This window comes from Photobacterium lucens, from assembly GCF_009873615.1.
In the GTDB taxonomy this organism is placed as follows: Bacteria; Pseudomonadota; Gammaproteobacteria; order Enterobacterales; family Vibrionaceae; genus Photobacterium; species Photobacterium lucens.
Window position 1 is genome coordinate 56,146 of record NZ_SSMG01000127.1, and the last position, 19,545, is coordinate 75,690.

Consider the following 19,545-nt stretch of genomic DNA (forward strand, 5'->3'; position numbering starts at 1 on the left):
GCTGGGCTTTATTTTCTTTAAGTGATTAATGCTCGCTTAACACTACTTATTACATTGGTGTTAGCTTCGCGTACTGGGTCACCAGCCATTTAATGCCTTCACCATTAAACGCAACTTGCACACGACTTTGTGCGCCACTGCCTTCAAAATTAATGATGGTGCCTTCACCAAATTTAGGATGCTCAACACGCTGACCTAAATTAAAGCCCGTCTCATTAAAGTTGTTATTGACTTGCGCTTGGCTAAAACGACCACTGCTGGCTGGACGTGATACTTGCGCTTTCATTCGCACTTCTTCTACGAACTGCTCGGGAATTTCACGAATAAAGCGTGATGGTTTATGGAAGTTATCTTTACCGTATAGACGACGCATTTCTGCATAGGTGATATACAGCTTTTGCATCGCACGGGTCATACCCACGTAACACAAACGACGCTCTTCTTCTAAACGTCCCACTTCTTCGGTGGTGCGTGAACTTGGGAACATGCCCTCTTCCACACCAACCATAAAGACCACAGGGAACTCTAGACCTTTGGCGCTGTGCATGGTCATCAGCTGTACCGCATCTTCAAAGTCATCCGCCTGACCATCACCTGCTTCTAACGCCGCATGGGCTAAGAACGCCGCTAATGGGCTCATGTCTTCAGCTTCTTCTGGGATCTCAAACTGACGGGTCGCGGTCACCAATTCTTCTAAGTTCTCAATACGCGCTTGTGCTTTTTCGCCTTTTTCTTGCTCATACATCGCACGTAAACCGGAATTGCGGATCACTTCGTCAGTTTGTTGGTACATAGGCAATTCAGCGGTGTCGTCTTCAAGTGCATTAATAAGCTCAATAAAACGACGTAGAGCATTACCCGCACGACCCGCTAATACCTGCTCTTCCAGCAGCGCAATACTTGCTTGCCACATGGTTAAACCACGATCGCGCGCTGCTAAACGAATGGTTTCTAAGGTGCGATCGCCCAAACCACGAGTTGGGGTATTAACCACACGCTCAAAGGACGCATCATCGTTACGGTTTGAAATCAAACGCATGTAAGACAAAGCATCTTTAATTTCTTGGCGCTCGAAGAAGCGCATACCACCGTAAATACGATACGGCAGACCTGCTTGAATTAGTGCTTCTTCCAATACGCGAGATTGGGCGTTACTACGGTACAAGAAAGCCGTTTCGTTTAAGCTACCGCCTTGATCACGCCACTCTTTGATTTTGCCCACCGCAAAGCGTGCTTCATCAAGTTCGTTAAACGCAGAGTAAAGCGAAATCGGCTCCCCTTCACCGCCTTCGGTCCACAGCTTCTTACCCATGCGCTCATTGTTATTGGCGATAAGTTCGTTAGCTGCATTCAGAATATTGCCTGTTGAGCGGTAGTTTTGCTCAAGGAAAATCGACGACGCTTCGTTAAATTCATTTAAGAAACGTTGAATATTTTCTACTTTCGCTCCACGCCAACCATAGATCGACTGATCATCATCACCGACAATCATCACATGGCAATCAGGCCCTGCCATTAAGCGTAGCCACGCAAACTGAATGCTGTTGGTATCTTGGAACTCGTCCACCAAAATATGCTTAAAGCGCGCTTGATAGTGTTCACGAATATGCTTGTTATCACGCAATAACTCGTAAGATCGCAGCAATAACTCGGCAAAATCTACCATACCCGCACGATCACAGGCTTCTTGGTAAGCGCTATAAATACGCAGCCAAGTTTTCTCTACCGGATCGTTATAAGTCTCGACGTGCTTAGGACGTAAGCCTTCATCTTTTTTGGCATTGATGTACCACGCCGCTTGACGGGCAGGCCAATGTTTTTCATCTAAATTCTGCGCTTTGATCAAACGGCGCAATAGACGCATCTGATCGTCAGAATCGAGGATATTGAAATCTTCGGGCAGACGAGCATCAAGATAATGAGCACGCAACATGCGGTGACATAAGCCGTGAAAAGTACCATTCCACATCCCCGCACTGGAGCCTTGCATTAACTCATTAATACGACCACGCATTTCTGCTGCCGCTTTATTGGTAAAGGTCACCGACATGATCGAGTACGGTGACGCTTGCTCTACCGATAACAACCAAGCAATGCGATGAACCAGCACACGTGTTTTACCACTGCCTGCACCCGCTAGTACGAGGTGGTTACCCAACGGTGCTGCCACCGCTTCTCTTTGTTTATCATTGAGCCCATCTAATAGGAGTGAAACGTCCATCGCTATCTACTGGTTATTTATACAATGGTGATGATTATAACAGCACGAAAAAAGATTGCCTCGATATCTTCATCTTTCCTGCCTTACTCTACCATTTACAATCTTTATAATTTTTTTTCGCAATAAAGTGACAACTTCCCCTTTCCTATAAGACAAGAGCGTTTTAACGCCAACCAAGAAAAGTCTCGTCACCACCGACCAATGTTAAGAGGAAGTATTATGAACAAGGTAAACAAGTTAGCATTAGCATCAGCAATGACAGGTTTAATCGCATTAGCCGGTAGTGTTGCCTCTACCTCAGCCGTGGCTGGAGAAGCGAAAGAAAAATGCTATGGCGTAGCAAAAGCAGGAAAGAATGACTGTGCCACCAAAACCTCATCTTGTGCGGGCACATCAAAAGTAGATGGTCAAAAAGATGCCTTTATTGCAGTACCGAAAGGCATGTGTGCCCGCCTTCACGGTGGCTCTACAGAGTCAGCATAAATGAATAACTCAAGGTTAACGGATCTGATTGGGGTGGGCTTACGCTCACCGCATCATCAAAATTTTATCGAGCAGTTGCCAAGCGTGGGCTGGTTAGAAATTCATAGTGAAAACTTTTTTAACCGCCATACACCACAGTATCAGCAACTCATGACAATCATGAAGCATTACCCAATCAGTTGTCATGGTATTGGGTTATCACTGGGCTCTGCCGATCCGATTAACCTTGAGCATATAAAACAACTCAAACAACTGATTGAAGTCGTAAACCCAATCATGGTTTCCGATCACCTCAGTTGGAGTTCAATTGACGGTCAATATTTTAATGATTTACTGCCGTTACCTTATACCGAACAAGCGTTAGATCTTTTTTGTCAGAAAGTTGTGCAAGTTCAAGACTTGCTTAATCGACAACTACTTATTGAAAACCCATCCAGTTATCTCAGCTTTGCACATTCTGTCATACCTGAATGGGAATTTTTAACCGCCGTACAACAACGCACAGGATGTGGTTTGTTATTGGATTTAAATAACATTTACGTCAATAGCTTTAACTATCAGTTTGATTGCCAAACCTACTTAAATGCCATTAACCCAGAAACAGTAAAAGAGATCCACTTAGCAGGCTTTACCGTCAAACACTTTCCGCAAGGAGAGATCTGGATTGACACCCATAACCAGCCTGTTAGTGAGCCAGTGTGGCAACTTTACCGTCAATGGGTAGAGCAGCACGGTAAACATTTTCCCACCTTGATTGAATGGGATGCGGATTTACCACCATTAGAAAGATTACTCGCTGAAGCGGCTAAAGCTGACGTTATTCTTAAACGAGAACATCATCATGAAATATGCTGTAAAGAACAATCTTCACCACATCCAACAATCCTTTGCCAAAGCCCTGCAATATCAAGATAGCTCGGTGTCTCAAGCGATCAATGCCAACCACTTTAGTGCTGAGCAGCGACTACAAATTTATCGTAATAATTTTATTCTTAGTCTCACCGAGATCTTAGCGGCCGTGTATCCCACTGTAAAAGCCATGATTGGACATGATTGTTTTGTCCAATTAGCAAGGCTACATATTCTTCATTCACCACTGAATGAAGGTGATGTCTGCATGTATGGTGAAGGGTTTCATGTCACGATCGCAAAAAGCCCAACGGTCAATAAAGCTTTGCCTTATCTGGTCGATCTTGCGCAATTGGAGTGGTATCGAGATGTCGTAAGCCGCATGCCTACCCAGCAGCATCAATTTCCATTAGAAAAACTACAACAGCTGCAAAACAGTGATGATCTTGATGCTTTTGGTCGCCATTATTTTCATATTCCAGCTGCAACCTATGTGATGAATAGTCCCTATAACGTGGGTGCATTATGGCAACTGGTACAAAACGAGATGTTGGAAACAACACAAACAACACAAACAGCAACATCGGCTAACAACGATCCCTTTGCTGAGTTAGATATTCATCAGCCGCAAACCATCCTTATTCAGCAGCGTAACCGATACATTTTCACCCAAGGTATTTCTGCCCAGTTAGGCGCACTACTCATCCATTGCCAACAGCAAAAACCACTCAATAAAGCCTCAGATGAAATGCTAGCGCAGCTACCTTATTTACTTCAGTACCAATTAGTTGACGATATCTTGGAGGCTAACGATGGATAGTTTTATTCGCCGTATCGATCCCGTATTTTCATGCTTAACCACGCCACTGATCCCTGTGCTTTTGCTCTTTACTCGGCTATGGGTCGCATGGGTCTTTTTCCAATCGGGCATGATCAAGTTTTCTAGCTGGGATAGCACCTTATACCTATTTGAAAACGAATACCAAGTTCCCTTTATGCCTTGGCTATGGGCCGCCTATATTGGTACTGCCGTTGAAGTAATTGTGCCTATTTTTCTTACGCTAGGGTTATTTACTCGACCAATGGCGCTGTTACTTTTCGTGTTCAATGCCATAGCCGTGATCTCTTACCCGGTATTATGGGAGCAAGGATTTTACGATCACCAGCTATGGGGAATGATGTTATTGGTCAATATCATTTGGGGGGCGGGCAGCTTTTCATTAGATCACTTTCTCAATCGCCAAACTCCTCAACATTCATCTTGTTAACCAAGTCCAAACATGAAAAAAGCGACCAATGGTCGCCTTTTTATTCCACTTTATTATTGTTCGAGTCCAACTATCGTCAGAAGTTGTGAGAGCTGTGAGATCTCGACATCAGGCAACGTCAGTGCTTTCGATTGCTGTAAAATGGGCTTGTTTTGATCGTTAAACCAACAGGCTTGAAAGCCATGTTGTTTCGCGCCATAAACATCTGTTTTTAGATGATCGCCCACATGTAAAATCGAAGATGCCGGTAACTCTAGTGTCTGTGTCGCCAAGTTAAATAAATCCGCTTCAGGTTTGGCTAAGCCATCTTTCCCAGCTTGAAACACCTCAACAAAATACGGCGCTAAACCAATTTTTTTTGCATCCACATTGCCATTGGTTAACCCAACTAAAGGAAAATGCGTACTTAACGCTTTCAATACTCGGTGCGTTTCATCAGGAACATCAACTTGATTACGCACTTCAAGTGCAACCTCAAGTCCTTGTTGTGCCAATGCTTCAGCTTGTTTTAAACGAAATCCAAGCTGCATTAACCCAATCTTTATGGTTTCTACTCGCCACGCACTGACATCATGCTTAAGCATGGGATCAAGGACTGCCAATTGCTGTTTCAAACGCACCCATGGAGTAATATCACTCAGCGCATGCGGCGGGACTATCTGCGATAGCCACATAAACATCGCTTTTTCGACCCGAGCAATAACCGGACGATTGTCATATAAGGTATCGTCAAGATCGAAGGAAAATGCACGAATTGGCGTTAATTGACGGTAAAAATGCATGATATCTCTTTAATTAGCTGAAAATGACAACTACTTGCTACGTTTCTTCGCCCGAGGATGAGCTTCATCGTACACTTTTGCCAAATGTTGGAAATCCAAATGAGTATAGATCTGTGTGGTCGATAGATTCGCATGTCCAAGCAGCTCTTGTACCGCACGAAGATCACCACTGGATTCGAGCATATGGGTGGCAAAGCTGTGACGTAATTTATGGGGGTTAATATGGCTTGATACCGCCTGTTTTTGTCCCCATTCCGCCATCCTTTTTTGCACATTACGAGTTGAAATACGGTGTCCGAGTTTAGACACAAATAGCGCTTGTTCATCAGCTTGAGCGATTGAATCACGAACCTTTAGCCACTTTGCTACCCACTCACGAGCAAGCCCTGAAAACGGTACAATACGTTCTTTATCACCCTTACCGATCACCCGTAAATCCCCTTTGCTCAGGCTAATATTACGCAGATCGATACCGACTAATTCAGATAAACGCAAACCCGCACCGTACATCAACTCCATCATGGCTCGATCACGGATAGCTAAGGGATCGTCTTCATTTACATCTAGCAGTTGATTCATTTCATCAACATCGAGGTTTTTCGGCAATGGACGGGATTTACGTGGCGCAGCAACCCCCTTAGCAGGATTGGCTTTTAATACGTTTTGATGAACAAGAAAATCAAAAAAACTCCGCAATGCAGAAAGGCGCATGGCTAAACTGCTGGCCTTTAAGCCATCACGCATCCCTTTACTGGCAATTTGACGTACCCAACCTGCATCGACTTGCTGCCAACTCTCGACCTTTAACTCCACTAATTGCTCTGCAATACGGGTTAATTGACGCTTGTAGTTTTGCTGGGTATGTAAACTGAGTTCACGCTCACTACGTAAATACTCGTAGAAACGCTCAAGGGGTTGTTCCAAATTGCGGGGTAACATAGCTAGTCAATAACCTCACGGGTATATTGCCAATGCTCTATCAGGTGACTAATGGTTGTCGCTAATTGCTCAACAAACAAGGTATCCATCTCAGGTTGAAAGTGCCCACCATCGGCACTAGCAAAACTCAACACCCCATTGGCAGCTGAGCGACCTAATGGCAATACAATAAATGAACCTAACTGGGGCGGATGAGCAAACAATAATTCAGCCTCAGGACGACGTAAACGGCCTAAATAAGGGCGATCCTGCATCAAGCGAGAGCGATAAAAATCATTAAATCGGTGACGCGCTAAATACAGCAGTTCATCATCCGTGTCGAACAAACGCAGACTAACCGACAACTGTAACTGCGCGGCTAACACTTCAACAATAGTGAGTACCTGATAGATATTATGGCATTGTAATAATTGTATTTGAGCATTCGAGAACATCACCGACAATTCACCACTTTTCGTAGCATTTGCTAGCAATGTTGCTTGCTGTTGCTCTAATTCAGCAATCCGTAGTCGCAGCCGCTCAAGTTGAATATCGACTAAAGAGACCGTACCACGAGCTTGATGGGGGATCCGCACCTCACTTAACCATTCCGCTTGGTGTGAGAAAAAAGTGGGATTATTTCGCAAATAAGTGAGTACTGTTTGCTCATTCAGCACCTCGTTCAATTCATCCCCTGATGAACAAGTTTGCTGAGAAAGTGTTGTCATAGATTAAACTGTCCGTCAAAAACGTGTGCCGCAGGCCCGGTCATAAATAATGGTTTTCCTTCACCAGCCCAACGAATGTGTAAATCACCACCCGGCAGTGATACTTTCACATTTTCATCCAATAAGCCTTGGATTCGACCAATCGCTACTGCCGCACAAGCACCGCTACCACAGGCTTGTGTCTCTCCTGCACCACGCTCATACACCCGCAAGCGTACATTGTTGCGATCCAGCACCTGCATAAAGCCAGCGTTTACTCGCTCAGGAAAACGTTCATGAGATTCCAGTAATGGACCTAATGTATCTACATCTGCAGTATCGACGTCATCCACAACGGTGACACAGTGAGGATTACCCATGCTTGCGGCGCCACAAAACAGCGTTTGATCACCAGCACGTAAGATATAGGTTTTTTCAGCCTGTTTAGCCTTCATCGGGATCTTATTTGGCTCGAAAATCGGCACACCCATGTTCACTGTCACTTGATTATCGTTTTCAAGTTTCAGGATCATTTTGCCCGCTTTAGTACTGACCGAAATATGGTATTTATTGGTTAAGCCCTTCATCGATACAAAACGCGCAAAACAACGGGCACCATTACCACACTGCTCTACTTCACTACCGTCAGCATTAAAGATACGGTAATGAAAATCGGTTTCTGGATCGTAAGGCGGTTCAACCACTAATAGCTGATCAAAGCCAATACCACGATGGCGATCCGCTAAGCGGCGGATCGCATCTGGTGAAAAAAATACATTTTGTGTCACGCAATCAACAACGACAAAGTCATTGCCTAACCCATGCATTTTGGAAAAATTAATCTGCATGATGTTCCTTAATTTTTATTCTTCGTTGCAGCCATGATCACTCAACAATGTGCTCTAGTTGCCACAACTGCGCTAGCGTTTCACGTTCACGAACGAGATGTACTTGCTCACCATCCACCATCACTTCTGCAGCACGAGCACGGGTATTGTAATTTGATGCCATCACAAAACCGTATGCCCCTGCTGAACGCACCGCCAGTAAATCACCTTGCGCTAAACACAAGCTGCGATCTTTACCGATAAAGTCGCCGGTTTCACAAATAGGGCCCACTAAGTCATACACCAGAGCTTCGCCTTGACGCGGGATCACCGGCACAATGTCTTGCCATGCAGAATACAGTGTTGGGCGGATCAAATCGTTCATTGCCGCATCGACAATGGCAAAATTCTTATGCTCGGTATGCTTTAAGAATTCGACTTTGGTCAGAAGAACGCCTGCATTTGCCGCAATAGCACGACCCGGCTCAAAAATAAGCTCTAACTCTGGGTAGTTTTCTAAACGCCCCAATAGCGCTTTAGCATAATCGGCTGGAAGTGGTGGTTGCTCGTCGCTGTACGTCACCCCCAAACCGCCACCGAGATCTAAGTGCTCAATGGCAATCCCTTCAGCTTTTAGCTCATCAACTAATGCTAATAGACGATCAGTCGCGTCAATAAACGGGGTGATTTCGGTAAGCTGAGAGCCAATATGACAGTCCATCCCCACCACTTTCAGGTGTGGCAAGCTGTGCGCTAAGCGATACACTTCAACCGCTCGCTCAAAGGCAATACCAAACTTGTTATCACGCAGACCGGTTGAAATATAAGGGTGAGTTTTAGCATCAACATCTGGGTTAATACGCAGTGAGATAGGTGCAATCATACCTAATTGCTCAGCCACCAGATTAAGACGCTCTAGTTCAGGTTCTGATTCAACATTGAAACACTTAATACCTAACTCAAGTGCACGTTTCATCTCTGCAGAGGTTTTACCCACGCCAGAGAACACCACTTTCGCCGGATCGCCACCAGCGGCAATCACACGCTCAAGCTCACCTTGCGACACAATATCAAAGCCCGAACCTAAACGAGCTAAGACATTTAGCACGCCAAGATTAGAATTTGCTTTTACCGCATAACAAATAAGGTGAGGCTGCGTTGCTACAGCATCATCGAAGGCTTTCCAGTGACGCTCTAGCGTTGCACGAGAATAAACATAAAGTGGCGTGCCATATTGTTCGGCTAATTGCGCCAATGGTACGTCTTCAGCCCATAGCTGATCGTTTTGTTGGTAATTAAAGTGATCCAATGTTTTATCTTCCCTGTTGAGTAGCTGCTTTCAATTGCCACACTGTTCAATATCAGTGTTTATTTATCTTTTACTTTGCTTGTTCTTGCTGTGGTGCATCTTTCGGCATGTAGAGTGCCCCACTCTGCCCACAACCTACTAATGTTACGGTAGCCAACACAAAAATTGCTAATAAACCTTTACGCATAATTCAAAGCCAGTGATTATCAAACCAATGCCCTCTATAATCGCACCAAGAACAGGAAAAGCAATAGGACACAATAGGATGAATGACACTGAATTTCACCAATTAGCCGATTTAGCACTAATGCAAATCGAAGAAGGTATCGATGAATCCGGTGCTGACATTGAGCCAGAGACGACAGGCAATGTACTAACGCTAGAATTTGCTAACCGCAGCCAAATCGTTATTAACCGCCAAGAACCGTTACATGAGCTATGGCTAGCGTCAAAAACAGGCGGTTACCACTTTAAATATAACGGTAGCGAATGGCGTTGTACCCGCAGTGATGAAGAGCTATTTTCACTACTAAAACGTGAATGTTCTGTTCACGCCGGTGAAACAGTTGATTGGTAATGCCATCTGCCTATGCCACGGCAATAAATACCTATAAAAAAAGCCTTCATGTTGTGAAGGCTTTTTCATTTCAATCGCAAAAACGATCGAATATATGGCTTAACTATTTAGCATACCTGTAGAGCTCGCACCAAGATCCGGCTTTTTACGTGGCACTTGCCCACTCTTAAATGGCAATACTTGTAGCTTGCCATCATCGCTATGTACGATGTCGTAGAATTGCGGCAAGTTAAAGTTAATAAAGTTAGTTGCACTAAAGCGATCTTGCGCCGAAGTGTAAAAACGGTTCACGCCGTGCACCATCTCATCTTTATCACCACTACACTGACGGTACACTTCCATCTGGTTAGTTTCATCTAAGATATAGATGTTGTAGCCCTGCTCACAATCTTCAAAGAAGAATTGGATCAAACCTTCACTGGCGTACGCATCAACAATCTGTGGTGGATGCGGCTCATCCATTTTACCCATGACCACATGCGGTACTTCACTGACTTTATTCGATGAAATACAGCTATAGAAATCCACTGGGTTTTCCAAACGTTGGACTGATACACCACGACGTTCAAAGAATAATCCAAAGGTTTCCTCTGCGATACGGATCGCTTTAAATCGACGACGTTTCTCTTCTTCTACCGGTTTTAGACGCATTTCAATGCATTCTGCCACCAATTGGTACACCAAGTTACGGATCAAACCACGCATGTGTTTGCTGTAACAGAACACGTCAACCGCTTCAGGCGGGATCGCATCATGGTGCATTTTACCCAGCATGGTTTTCAGTGCATCTAACATCGCGTTGTCGCCGCTAAAGTTTAGCGTACGTACTTCATTCCACGAGTTACGGTAGATTAAATCCACACTACCGACTAAGCATTTTTGCTCAGGACCGTAACTGAAAATATCTGTCGTTTTAAAATCAAACCGTACCGAGCGGTTTTTTAACTCGTTTGTTGGATCGTTTTCTAAATTGATAAACAACCCTAACTGACGGATTTCACACGGGCTCGATAACGCCTGCAAACTTGGATTTGGACGACGAATTGGGAAAGTGTTACGAATATCGCTGACCAATTGATACAGTTTGTCTAAATCAAAATCAGCATCACGCACCACAGTATGAAGGTGAGTGGATTCTGTCAGCAGGCCGTTGAAATAACTCCACGCCACTAATTTTGATAAATAACGGTTATGCTCCAGCGAAGGTTGTCCCATGATCAAAAACGGGTCAATCGGCTGTTTATATAGATACCAACCGGCAGCATTACTACGCCCTTCAGGCACCTGAATAAAGGTAATGTCTTCTTCGTGTAAATCTGGTGAAATTTGCGGATTAAGCAGCGTCACTTTACCTGGCAGCACCTCAAATGCCGCATACAGTTTACGCGCCAAGATACTGATATCTTCAGGACTGATCGCAGAAGTAATGTTGTTACGACGCGCAAAACGGATAAGATTTCGATAGCTGAGCATTAACGCATCAAGCAGCTCATTATGGGCTTCTTTAACCTGCGCGACTTTCCAATCACGGCGGTGATCAAGCTCTTTGATAACGCTATCAGACCACTGCCATTGCTCGGTTAAATGTTTGAGCACTCGGCGACGCCAAGGCACAGAGCCTGCACTTGGTTCACGAGACAACTTTTCGTGAGTCTTTAAATAGAAACAGCGACGCACCAGATCAAGACGACGGTGATCGTCAATACGCTCAAGGTAACGCGTGACTTTTTCTAGCATTAAATAGTAAGCATCCATGCAGTATTCACTGCGATCTTCGGCGAAGAAACGACGCTTACCATCCAAGCTTAATAACTGGGTATGTGGGTATTCCCAAGAATACGCTTCCAGCAAAATGGCCTTTAATACCGACTTATAAGGTGAGTCGATACTTTTATAAAGCTGCCACAAACTGGAGCCAAAGTACTCTTCTGCAGGAATACGAGTTAAGCCACCAAAATCAATCCACTCATCAAGATTAATGTATTCTTGCTCAACAATATAAGCCACATATTGTTCATAGCACTCTTCCATTTCTGGTGGCACCATAAACCATAATAGTGGCAGCCCCGCTAAACACACAGCAGAGCGATAGAATTCGTCTAATAACAGTAAATGCTGGCTCGAACCACAGTTCTCACCTGTCATGGCTTCTGAGAAATTATGACGGAATCGATTTTCATCAATTAAAAAGAAGTTAGCTTCAACACCTTGCTCCATCGCCCATTCAGAAACAAGACGGCACTTGCTATCAAGCGTAGTACGCTCAGCAGGAGTAAGAGAAGTTCGGATACAAACCCAGATATCAAGATCGCTAGTTAAGCTTTGCCCCATAGACGAGGTACTGCCCATGGCATACAAGCCAGTGATAGGACATTCGTTATCGTTAAGCAATAGAGGTTCGACCGAGAGGTCGGCAGAATGGGCGCAATCATTCACGAACTGTTGTTGAACATCGCTAACAACAAATTTCGCGATCCCTTGCGGTACCTGTTGGTCAAGAAAACCAGGCAAAGCAGGGTGATTGTAATGAAGTAAGACAGGCAACAAGTCGAACACTTGCACTGATTGAGCACTCATCGCTAACTTTGCTCGCTCGATACGAACATCTGTTAATGAATCAAGCCTGCCTTTCAGCGTCTTAATATAATTTTGCAAATTACTCTTCCAAGAGCTACCAGCGTTGAAGCACCCCAAATTTTGCCATTAGGAAAATAAGGGCAGTGTTAAATATGAGCAAAAACGTGATCAATGTAACACTTTTAATACCCATGGTAAAGATAATGCCAATCGGGGTAATGCAACAATTCTGTATGGTTCATCCTTAAACTGTTACCTCAAATTAGTACAATGCTGAGTTACCGCCAGTCGATGGCAGATCATCAATTTATCATTTAAGGTAGATGTGATTAATATCACATTTTTTTAAACTATTAGCAACACAATAATATGCATATACTCGAATGAACAAGCAAATTATCATCGAGACGTCGCTAATGGTACGATGTGCCTAATAAAAGAATTATAACCTTGTATATGGATCCCCAATACTTATGACCAGTCAACCTATCCGCATTGCAACACGCAAAAGCCCACTGGCTATGTGGCAAGCAGAATTCGTAAAAGCAGAGTTAGAGCAAGCACATCCAGGCATTGTTGTTGAACTTGTCCCAATGGTGACAAAAGGCGACATCATTCTAGACACTCCACTGGCAAAAGTGGGCGGTAAAGGTCTATTTGTAAAAGAATTAGAAGTGGCGATGCTTGAAGGTCGCGCTGATATCGCAGTGCATTCAATGAAGGATGTACCAGTTGAATTTCCTGAAGGCCTTGGCCTAGTGACCATCTGTGAGCGTGAAGATCCACGTGACGCATTTGTGTCAAATAAATACAACAGCATTGACGAGCTACCACAAGGTGCCATCGTCGGTACATCAAGCTTACGTCGTCAATGTCAGCTACGCGCACAACGCCCAGATCTTATCGTTAATGATCTGCGTGGTAATGTGAATACACGCCTACGTAAACTCGATGATGGCGAATACGATGCCATTATCTTAGCCTGTGCTGGTCTTAAGCGTTTAAAAATGGACGATCGCATCCGTAGCGAAATAGCCCCAGAAACAAGCCTACCAGCGGTGGGGCAAGGCGCTGTAGGTATCGAATGTCGTTTAGATGATACCCGTGTACGTCAGTTGCTTGATGCACTTAACCACCAACCAACGGCGACACGTGTTTTGTGTGAGCGTGCGATGAATAACCGTCTACAAGGTGGTTGTCAGGTACCAATCGGTAGTTATGCTCTACTAGAAGGTGATGAAATTTGGCTACGTGCCCTTGTCGGTGAGCCTGACGGTAGCAAGATTGTTCGTGCAGAAATTCGCGGTCCTATTGCACAAGCTGAGCAGCTAGGTACAACCCTTGCCGATCAACTTCTTGCAGATGGCGCAAAAGAGATCTTAGATCGCTTATACGGTAACGCATAATGACAGTGCTGATCACCCGCCCAGCTCCCGATTGTTATCAATTGGCTGAGCAACTGAATGCTACGGCGATCAGCGCGCTTGCCCAACCCCTGTTAACCTTAAAAGCCGGTGATGGACTTCCATCATTATTGCGACAACTCAATGAATTAACTGCTGGTGACTATATTATTGCAGTCAGCCATCATGCGGTGGCATTTGCGCACGATTACTTGATATCACAAGGTGCAGCATGGCCAAAAAACGTGCATTATATAGCAGTTGGCCATAAAACTGCCGCAACTTTGACAAAGTTAAGTGGTCAACAAGTATCATCACCAGCACATCGCTGTGATAGCGAAGGCTTACTCGCCTTACCCGAACTGGCTAATATGGCTGGTCGTAATGTCCTTATCTTACGCGGTAATGGTGGTAGAGAGTTGATCCATCAGGCACTAACAGCACGTCAGGCCGTAGTTAACTATTGCGAAACTTATCAGCGATGTTGGCTGGATCTCGATGGCGAGAAGCTAATACAACAGTGGCAACATCAACATGTGGATACTCTGGTGATCACCAGTGCCGAGCAACTGGTTTTTTTAACTCAGAAGATCCCAACCCAACATTTGACTTGGTTTTTCCATTGCCACCTTCTCGTCCCAAGTCAAAGAGTGGCAGAGCAAGCAGCAACGCTTGGCTTTGTGAATATTTCCACCGTGGGCAGTGCTTCTAATCACGCACTGTTCACGTTCCTAAGCAACTTTAGCTAAACGGAATAATTAGGATGACAGACAAATCTAACAACAATAAAGCAGCGGAACAGTCAAAGCAGGATAAACCAACCAGCGCACAAACTGCAGCGCCTGCTAAAGACTCATCAACAACAACCAATCCAACAAAAGCACCTGTAAAAGCTGACAAAGCAGAAAAAAAATCAGGTAGCAAAACCGGTTGGGTTGCGATTGCATTAGTTCTCGCGCTAGGTGGTGGTCTGTACTACCACGGTCATCAGCAAGGATTGCAGCAGCAACAGCATATTGATGCGCTACAACAGCAAATTGCTGGTATGAAAGCCGCTATGCAAAACGAACAAAAAGAAACGATCGGTATGATTAACGGTGGTTTCCGCAGTACTGAAGCAAGCTTTAACCAGCAGCAAAAATCCATTGATGCACTACAAACCACAGTCGCAGAACTAAAGGGTAATAATCCTAACGATTGGCTACTGGCTGAAGCTGACTACTTAGTGAAAATGGCAGGTCGTAAACTATGGCTTGAGCATGATGTAACCAGTGCAACCCTGCTACTTGAAGCCGCTGATCATCGCATTGCAGAGCTTAACGATCCAAGCTTGAAGAATCTTCGTCAAGCAATGAGCAACGACATCACTACACTGAAATCATTAACAACAGTTGATCGTGATGGTCTAGTACTGCGCTTAACAAGCTTAGAAAATACGGTTGATTCACTACCACTTGCTAATGCTATCTTGCCGAAAGCAGAAGCTGAAGAGCAAGCAAAGACAGTAAGCCAATCGGTTGATGATTGGAAAACAAACCTAATGACATCGCTGAAAAACTTTGGCGATCACTTCATTACTTACCGCAAGCGTGATGGCAACGTAGTACCACTACTATCACCTAAACAAGATTTCTACTTACAGCAAAACATCAAAAATAAGCTAGAGACAGCGATCAATGCGGTTTACCGTGAGCAAGGTGAGGTTTACAAGATTTCGCTAGAAACAGCGAAGAAATGGGCTGAGCAATACTACGATATGTCATCGCCTCTGACACAAAACTTCATCAAGAGCCTTGATCAACTCGCGCAACAGCAAATCACGGTGAACTACCCTGAGCAACTGCAATCTCAACCAATGATCACTAAATTAGTGAACCAAGTGCTACGTAATAAGATGGCAACCATTGGTGATACAGCACAACCGGTTAAACAAACGAAACCTGCGGTAAAGCCAGCACCAAAAGCGAAAGCGCCTACAACAGCGCAAAAGCCTGCGGCAGAAGAGCCAGCTCAAGCCAAGCTGGAAACTACAGTAACTCAGCCAGCTGAAACGAAAAACCCAGGTGAGAACAAAGCGAAGGTAACCTACAGCACGGAAACCACAGTGGAGGCCAAATAATGATCAAATTATTGTTATTGGTTATCGCACTGATCGCCGGTATCGTCGTAGGTCCTGAGCTTGCAGGTAACCAAGGTTATGTTCTCATTTCAGCAGCAAACCAAACCATTGAAATGAGTTTAACAACGCTGATCATTTTGATTGTGGCGTTATTTGCAGTGTTCTTACTGCTTGAGTTCATTCTAAAGCGTCTGTTCTCACTTGGTAGCTCAACCCGCGGCTGGTTCAGTGGTCGTAAAGTACGTAAAGCGCGTATCCAAACCTCAGAAGGCTTATTGAAAGTCACTGAAGGCAACTGGAAACCAGCAGAGAAGTTATTGGCAAAATCAGCTAAATACAGCGATGCACCATTGCTTAACTACCTAGCAGCCGCAGAAGCAGCACAAGGCTTAGGTAAAACAGAGCAACGTGATGAGTACCTAAAACAAGCTGCGGAATTAGATAGCCAAAACCTAGCAGTGGCATTAACCCGTGCCAAGCTTCAAATTCGCCAACAACAATTTGAGCAAGCACTGGCAACCCTGCAAGAAGTCCAACAAGAGCACGCTCGTAATCCTATCGTGCTAGGTCTACTGCAAGAGTGCTACTTAAAGCTTGAAGATTGGAAATCGCTACTCACTTTGATCCCTCAGCTTACTAAAGCAGGCGTGATCACCGCAGAAGAAGCTGCGGCTCTTAATGAGCAAGCACAATGCGGTCAAATGCAGTACCTTAGTCAACAAAATGGTACTGATGGTTTAGTGGGTTACTGGAACAACATGGGTCGTAAAGACAAACAGAATCCAGCACTCGTGGCATGCTTCATCAAGCAAATGATGGCACGTCATGCCGATAACGATGCTTACCCTGTTCTTCGTGATGCGCTGAAGAAGAGCCAAGATGAGCGTTTGATCAGCCTTGTGCCTCAGCTAAACTTGCCAGATCGCCACCCTGCAATTGTGAAGTTACAAGAGTTACTACGCCATGACGGTAACAATGCAGCGACACACAGTGCACTCGGTCAGATGTTAATGGCAGAAGGTAACTGGCAAGAAGCCAAAGATCATTTTGAAAAAGCTGTCGCAGTACGTCCTGACATGACTGACTACGCTCACCTAGTGGCAACACTTGAGCAGTTAGATGACAAACAAGGCGCCGCAGCCGCTTCTCGCCAAGCATTAGAATTAGCTCAACCAAGCAAATAAGCTTCACTAGCTTACATTGAAAAAGCGTCCGAAATGGACGCTTTTTTTTCGCCAAATCAAAGATAAGTAACATTTTTAATAATTAAATGTTTCTATATGTAAACAGCCATTTCAAGGTATATCTATCCCATTGTGATAATTGCTTAAAAACGCTTCAATAGCATCTCCATTTCCTTAACATTTGGATAACTAAGCTATGGATATGCTTCCTTGGTTAATTGTTTCAGGTATCGTGATTTCAGTAATTGTATGCGTAATGACCGCTGTACTAATTAAAAACGCTGACTAATATACGAAGCCATAAAAAAAGCCTCCCAGAATGGAGGCTTTTTTGTTAGATCTGAATTTATAATCCCAGCGATTTTTTGGCTTTCTTTAGCTGCTTTTCAAACTTTTTCACGGTTTTCGCCGCTTTTTTTAACTGCTTATTTTTCTTCTTCGCTAACTTCTTCAGTTTTTTCGCTTGCTTTAGCTTTAAGCTATCAGGCTCTAAAGCTTCTTCTGCAATCACAGATACCATTTCAATATGACTTTGCCCGACAGCCGTCGGTGCTGGCAAATTATGAATATTAGGCGCTGTGATAGCCTGAGGAGCTGGCGGCACAGCAAGCTTTGCAACACGACGAGGAGCAGCCTTTACAGCACTAGTCAGACGGCTAGGTTTACACAAATAATCTTTATCACTCGCCACACGAGTACAACTTGCACACATGTAATTTGGCTCGCTCACAATCTTACTGATAGTTGCAAACTGATCGGCAATTTCTGCTCGGCGATATTTACATAAGGTCTTAGCCATGAATGCTCCTCTAGCCAACAACGAACCTTTTTATCAACATTAAACGATAATGATTCGTAATACCAGTGATGCATTGCGATTTTATTTGCCCTATTTGTAACTATTTATTGGTAACAATCACTTAGGCTTTCATTGCTGCTTTTACGTAAATATCAAAGCGGTTTTTCTTGGTCTCAATTGCCATTGAAGGTTTCGCTTGAGCGAGAAACTCAGCATAATCTGGGCGTTTCACTACCACACGTTTAGTGGCTAGCGCATAAGCCGGCTCAAATAAACCATCGGCATCTAAATCCGCACCTACTAAGGTTTGGAAAACGCGCATTTCTTTTTTCACTAACGCTGATTTTTTCTTATGCGGATACATAGGATCAAGGTACACCACATCTGGTGCTACAAAATCTGGATCTTCAGCAAGGTTCACCAAAGCATCATGGCTAGAAGCATGTAATAGCTGCATACGCTCGCTAACCCATGCACCAATTTCAGGATCGGCTTTTGCGCGCATCAAACCATCATCAAGCAATGCAGCGACCACAGGATGACGCTCGACTAACTGCACCTTACACCCCAGTGTCGCTAACACAAATGCATCACGACCAAGTCCTGCTGTGGCATCAAGCACGGTAGGATTCACTCCACCTTTTAGGCCAACCGCTTTCGCAATTGCCTGACCTCGACCACCACCAAATTTGCGACGGTGTGCCACTGCGCCACTAACTAAATCAACAAATACTGCGCCAAGTTTTGGCTCATCTAACTTACGAAGCTCTAACTGCTGAGCGGTTAGCACCAACGCAAAACAGCTATTTTCATCATGGCTTAACCCCCAACGTGAGGCTAATTGATCTAACTCAGACTGACGTTCAGGAACTTCACAAACTAAGGCAAGCTGCACAGCATTCTCCGGTATAAAAGCAACATCTGGATGTGACCACACACCCGATCATAGGGCGCGGATTATAGCACTACAATTGTACCTTTGCTCTGGTATCACACCATCAAATAAGTATAAGATACGCCAACAAACCCGATTTTCTGCGTAGTGAAAGGAACGATTATGACGCCATCCATTCGTATCGATGATTTAGATCGCGATATTCTTAATGCCTTAATGAATGACGCCCGTATTCCTTACGCTGAAATGGCGAAACGCTTTAACGTAAGCCCTGCCACCGTGCATGTACGAGTCGAGAAAATGCGCGCAGCGGAAATCATCACCGGAACCGAGGTGATCATAAACCCGAAATTATTGGGCTATGATGTTTGCTGCTTTATTGGCATTAACTTAAATGCTGCCCGTGATTATCACTCAGCCCTTGCCAAGCTAAATGAGTTAGATGAAGTGGTTGAAGCCTATTACACCACTGGAGCTTATAACATCTTCGTTAAATTGATGTGCCGCTCAATTGAAGAGTTACAGTATGTGCTTATTGATAAGCTGCAAGCGATTGATGAAGTGCAATCCACTGAGACCCTTATCTCACTGCAAAACCCGATCAACCGTAATGTGAAACCATAAAAA

General features: G+C 44.4%; 20 protein-coding genes. 10 read left to right on the forward strand and 10 right to left on the reverse strand.

The genetic code is table 11. From position 1 onward, the window contains the following. Window positions 1–49: 49 nt before the first annotated feature. A complete protein-coding gene (gene uvrD, locus E5A76_RS06240; RefSeq protein ID WP_008985978.1) occupies window positions 50–2,221 on the reverse strand; it encodes a DNA helicase II in 2,172 nt (723 codons plus the stop codon). Window positions 2,222–2,440: 219 nt separating this feature from the next. On the opposite strand from uvrD, the gene E5A76_RS06245 reads away from it, so the two are divergent. The 4 genes from E5A76_RS06245 to E5A76_RS06260 are packed head-to-tail and all read left to right on the forward strand — an operon-like array spanning window position 2,441 to window position 4,821. Further along, the gene (locus tag E5A76_RS06245) at window positions 2,441–2,704 is read left to right on the forward strand and encodes a BufA1 family periplasmic bufferin-type metallophore (protein WP_053986643.1); all 264 of its coding nucleotides are present in this window, start codon (window positions 2,441–2,443) and stop codon (window positions 2,702–2,704) included. Continuing rightward, window positions 2,705–3,619 (forward strand): MNIO family bufferin maturase, encoded by a 915-nt coding sequence (gene bufB, locus E5A76_RS06250; protein ID WP_161118417.1) that lies wholly within the window; start codon window positions 2,705–2,707, stop codon window positions 3,617–3,619. After that, entirely contained in the window at window positions 3,546–4,373 is an 828-nt protein-coding gene (locus tag E5A76_RS06255; protein WP_161118418.1) for an HvfC/BufC N-terminal domain-containing protein, read from the forward strand. Before bufB ends, E5A76_RS06255 begins: the two co-directional genes overlap by 74 nt. Beyond that, window positions 4,366–4,821: a DoxX family protein gene (locus E5A76_RS06260; RefSeq protein WP_161118419.1), complete on the forward strand. Its 456-nt coding sequence runs from the start codon at window positions 4,366–4,368 to the stop codon at window positions 4,819–4,821. Before E5A76_RS06255 ends, E5A76_RS06260 begins: the two co-directional genes overlap by 8 nt. A gap of 53 nt (window positions 4,822–4,874) precedes the next feature. Here E5A76_RS06260 and yigB read toward each other — a convergent pair whose 3' ends face one another. From yigB to lptM, 6 genes are all read right to left on the reverse strand, one after another. Further along, a complete protein-coding gene (gene yigB, locus E5A76_RS06265) occupies window positions 4,875–5,603 on the reverse strand; it encodes a 5-amino-6-(5-phospho-D-ribitylamino)uracil phosphatase YigB (protein WP_161118420.1) in 729 nt (242 codons plus the stop codon). 30 nt (window positions 5,604–5,633) lie between these two features. Continuing rightward, window positions 5,634–6,542, reverse strand: a complete 909-nt coding sequence (gene xerC, locus E5A76_RS06270; RefSeq protein ID WP_107167100.1) for a tyrosine recombinase XerC — start codon at window positions 6,540–6,542, stop codon at window positions 5,634–5,636. Between the two features lie 2 nt (window positions 6,543–6,544). Beyond that, window positions 6,545–7,249, reverse strand: coding sequence for a DUF484 family protein (locus E5A76_RS06275; protein ID WP_161118421.1), 705 nt, complete (start codon window positions 7,247–7,249; stop codon window positions 6,545–6,547). Further along, entirely contained in the window at window positions 7,246–8,076 is an 831-nt protein-coding gene (gene dapF / locus E5A76_RS06280; protein ID WP_023931294.1) for a diaminopimelate epimerase, read from the reverse strand. Before dapF ends, E5A76_RS06275 begins: the two co-directional genes overlap by 4 nt. 37 nt (window positions 8,077–8,113) lie before the next feature. Beyond that, window positions 8,114–9,364 carry a diaminopimelate decarboxylase gene (lysA, locus tag E5A76_RS06285; protein WP_161118422.1) on the reverse strand — a complete coding sequence of 417 codons (1,251 nt, stop codon included), beginning with the start codon at window positions 9,362–9,364 and terminating at the stop codon, window positions 8,114–8,116. A gap of 70 nt (window positions 9,365–9,434) precedes the next feature. After that, the gene (gene lptM / locus E5A76_RS06290) at window positions 9,435–9,551 is read right to left on the reverse strand and encodes an LPS translocon maturation chaperone LptM (RefSeq protein WP_008985988.1); all 117 of its coding nucleotides are present in this window, start codon (window positions 9,549–9,551) and stop codon (window positions 9,435–9,437) included. Between the two features lie 78 nt (window positions 9,552–9,629). On the opposite strand from lptM, the gene cyaY reads away from it, so the two are divergent. Next, window positions 9,630–9,941: an iron donor protein CyaY gene (gene cyaY, locus E5A76_RS06295; protein ID WP_008985989.1), complete on the forward strand. Its 312-nt coding sequence runs from the start codon at window positions 9,630–9,632 to the stop codon at window positions 9,939–9,941. Window positions 9,942–10,040: 99 nt separating this feature from the next. Here cyaY and E5A76_RS06300 read toward each other — a convergent pair whose 3' ends face one another. Then, complete coding sequence (locus E5A76_RS06300; protein ID WP_161118423.1) at window positions 10,041–12,596, reverse strand: class I adenylate cyclase; 2,556 nt, start codon at window positions 12,594–12,596, stop codon at window positions 10,041–10,043. 395 nt (window positions 12,597–12,991) lie between these two features. On the opposite strand from E5A76_RS06300, the gene hemC reads away from it, so the two are divergent. From hemC to E5A76_RS06320, 4 genes are read left to right on the forward strand one after another with little or no spacing between them, the layout of a single operon-like run. Next, on the forward strand, window positions 12,992–13,924 hold the full coding sequence (hemC, locus tag E5A76_RS06305) for a hydroxymethylbilane synthase (RefSeq protein ID WP_053986652.1): 933 nt from the start codon (window positions 12,992–12,994) through the stop codon (window positions 13,922–13,924). Continuing rightward, window positions 13,924–14,670: a uroporphyrinogen-III synthase gene (locus E5A76_RS06310; RefSeq protein ID WP_161118424.1), complete on the forward strand. Its 747-nt coding sequence runs from the start codon at window positions 13,924–13,926 to the stop codon at window positions 14,668–14,670. The genes hemC and E5A76_RS06310 overlap by 1 nt, the downstream gene beginning before the upstream one ends. A gap of 14 nt (window positions 14,671–14,684) precedes the next feature. Beyond that, the gene (gene hemX, locus E5A76_RS06315; RefSeq protein ID WP_161118425.1) at window positions 14,685–16,040 is read left to right on the forward strand and encodes a uroporphyrinogen-III C-methyltransferase; all 1,356 of its coding nucleotides are present in this window, start codon (window positions 14,685–14,687) and stop codon (window positions 16,038–16,040) included. Then, the gene (locus tag E5A76_RS06320) at window positions 16,040–17,224 is read left to right on the forward strand and encodes a heme biosynthesis protein HemY (protein WP_161118426.1); all 1,185 of its coding nucleotides are present in this window, start codon (window positions 16,040–16,042) and stop codon (window positions 17,222–17,224) included. Before hemX ends, E5A76_RS06320 begins: the two co-directional genes overlap by 1 nt. Before the next feature lie 346 nt (window positions 17,225–17,570). On the opposite strand, the gene E5A76_RS06325 is transcribed toward E5A76_RS06320, so the two are convergent. Together E5A76_RS06325 and E5A76_RS06330 are read right to left on the reverse strand one after the other, a co-directional pair. Continuing rightward, entirely contained in the window at window positions 17,571–18,023 is a 453-nt protein-coding gene (locus E5A76_RS06325) for a hypothetical protein (RefSeq protein ID WP_161118427.1), read from the reverse strand. 121 nt (window positions 18,024–18,144) lie between these two features. Beyond that, a complete protein-coding gene (locus E5A76_RS06330; protein ID WP_053986657.1) occupies window positions 18,145–18,918 on the reverse strand; it encodes a class I SAM-dependent methyltransferase in 774 nt (257 codons plus the stop codon). A gap of 162 nt (window positions 18,919–19,080) precedes the next feature. Here E5A76_RS06330 and asnC point away from each other — a divergent pair, with 162 nt between their 5' ends. Next, window positions 19,081–19,542, forward strand: coding sequence for a transcriptional regulator AsnC (gene asnC / locus E5A76_RS06335; protein ID WP_008985997.1), 462 nt, complete (start codon window positions 19,081–19,083; stop codon window positions 19,540–19,542). The last annotated feature ends 3 nt before the right edge of the window (window positions 19,543–19,545 follow it).

Excerpts from the sequence above, each read along its gene's own strand:
- bufB (WP_161118417.1), top strand. The coding sequence starts at position 2,705 with ATGAATAACTCAAGGTTAACGGATCTGATTGGGGTGGGCTTACGCTCA.
- hemC (WP_053986652.1), top strand. The coding sequence starts at position 12,992 with ATGACCAGTCAACCTATCCGCATTGCAACACGCAAAAGCCCACTGGCT.
- lptM (WP_008985988.1), bottom strand. The coding sequence starts at position 9,551 with ATGCGTAAAGGTTTATTAGCAATTTTTGTGTTGGCTACCGTAACATTA.
- uvrD (WP_008985978.1), bottom strand. The coding sequence starts at position 2,221 with ATGGACGTTTCACTCCTATTAGATGGGCTCAATGATAAACAAAGAGAA.
- yigB (WP_161118420.1), bottom strand. The coding sequence starts at position 5,603 with ATGCATTTTTACCGTCAATTAACGCCAATTCGTGCATTTTCCTTCGAT.
- E5A76_RS06275 (WP_161118421.1), bottom strand. The coding sequence starts at position 7,249 with ATGACAACACTTTCTCAGCAAACTTGTTCATCAGGGGATGAATTGAAC.
- dapF (WP_023931294.1), bottom strand. The coding sequence starts at position 8,076 with ATGCAGATTAATTTTTCCAAAATGCATGGGTTAGGCAATGACTTTGTC.
- E5A76_RS06320 (WP_161118426.1), top strand. The coding sequence starts at position 16,040 with ATGATCAAATTATTGTTATTGGTTATCGCACTGATCGCCGGTATCGTC.
- xerC (WP_107167100.1), bottom strand. The coding sequence starts at position 6,542 with ATGTTACCCCGCAATTTGGAACAACCCCTTGAGCGTTTCTACGAGTAT.
- asnC (WP_008985997.1), top strand. The coding sequence starts at position 19,081 with ATGACGCCATCCATTCGTATCGATGATTTAGATCGCGATATTCTTAAT.
- hemX (WP_161118425.1), top strand. The coding sequence starts at position 14,685 with ATGACAGACAAATCTAACAACAATAAAGCAGCGGAACAGTCAAAGCAG.
- cyaY (WP_008985989.1), top strand. The coding sequence starts at position 9,630 with ATGAATGACACTGAATTTCACCAATTAGCCGATTTAGCACTAATGCAA.
- E5A76_RS06255 (WP_161118418.1), top strand. The coding sequence starts at position 3,546 with ATGAAATATGCTGTAAAGAACAATCTTCACCACATCCAACAATCCTTT.
- E5A76_RS06325 (WP_161118427.1), bottom strand. The coding sequence starts at position 18,023 with ATGGCTAAGACCTTATGTAAATATCGCCGAGCAGAAATTGCCGATCAG.
- E5A76_RS06245 (WP_053986643.1), top strand. The coding sequence starts at position 2,441 with ATGAACAAGGTAAACAAGTTAGCATTAGCATCAGCAATGACAGGTTTA.
- E5A76_RS06260 (WP_161118419.1), top strand. The coding sequence starts at position 4,366 with ATGGATAGTTTTATTCGCCGTATCGATCCCGTATTTTCATGCTTAACC.
- E5A76_RS06310 (WP_161118424.1), top strand. The coding sequence starts at position 13,924 with ATGACAGTGCTGATCACCCGCCCAGCTCCCGATTGTTATCAATTGGCT.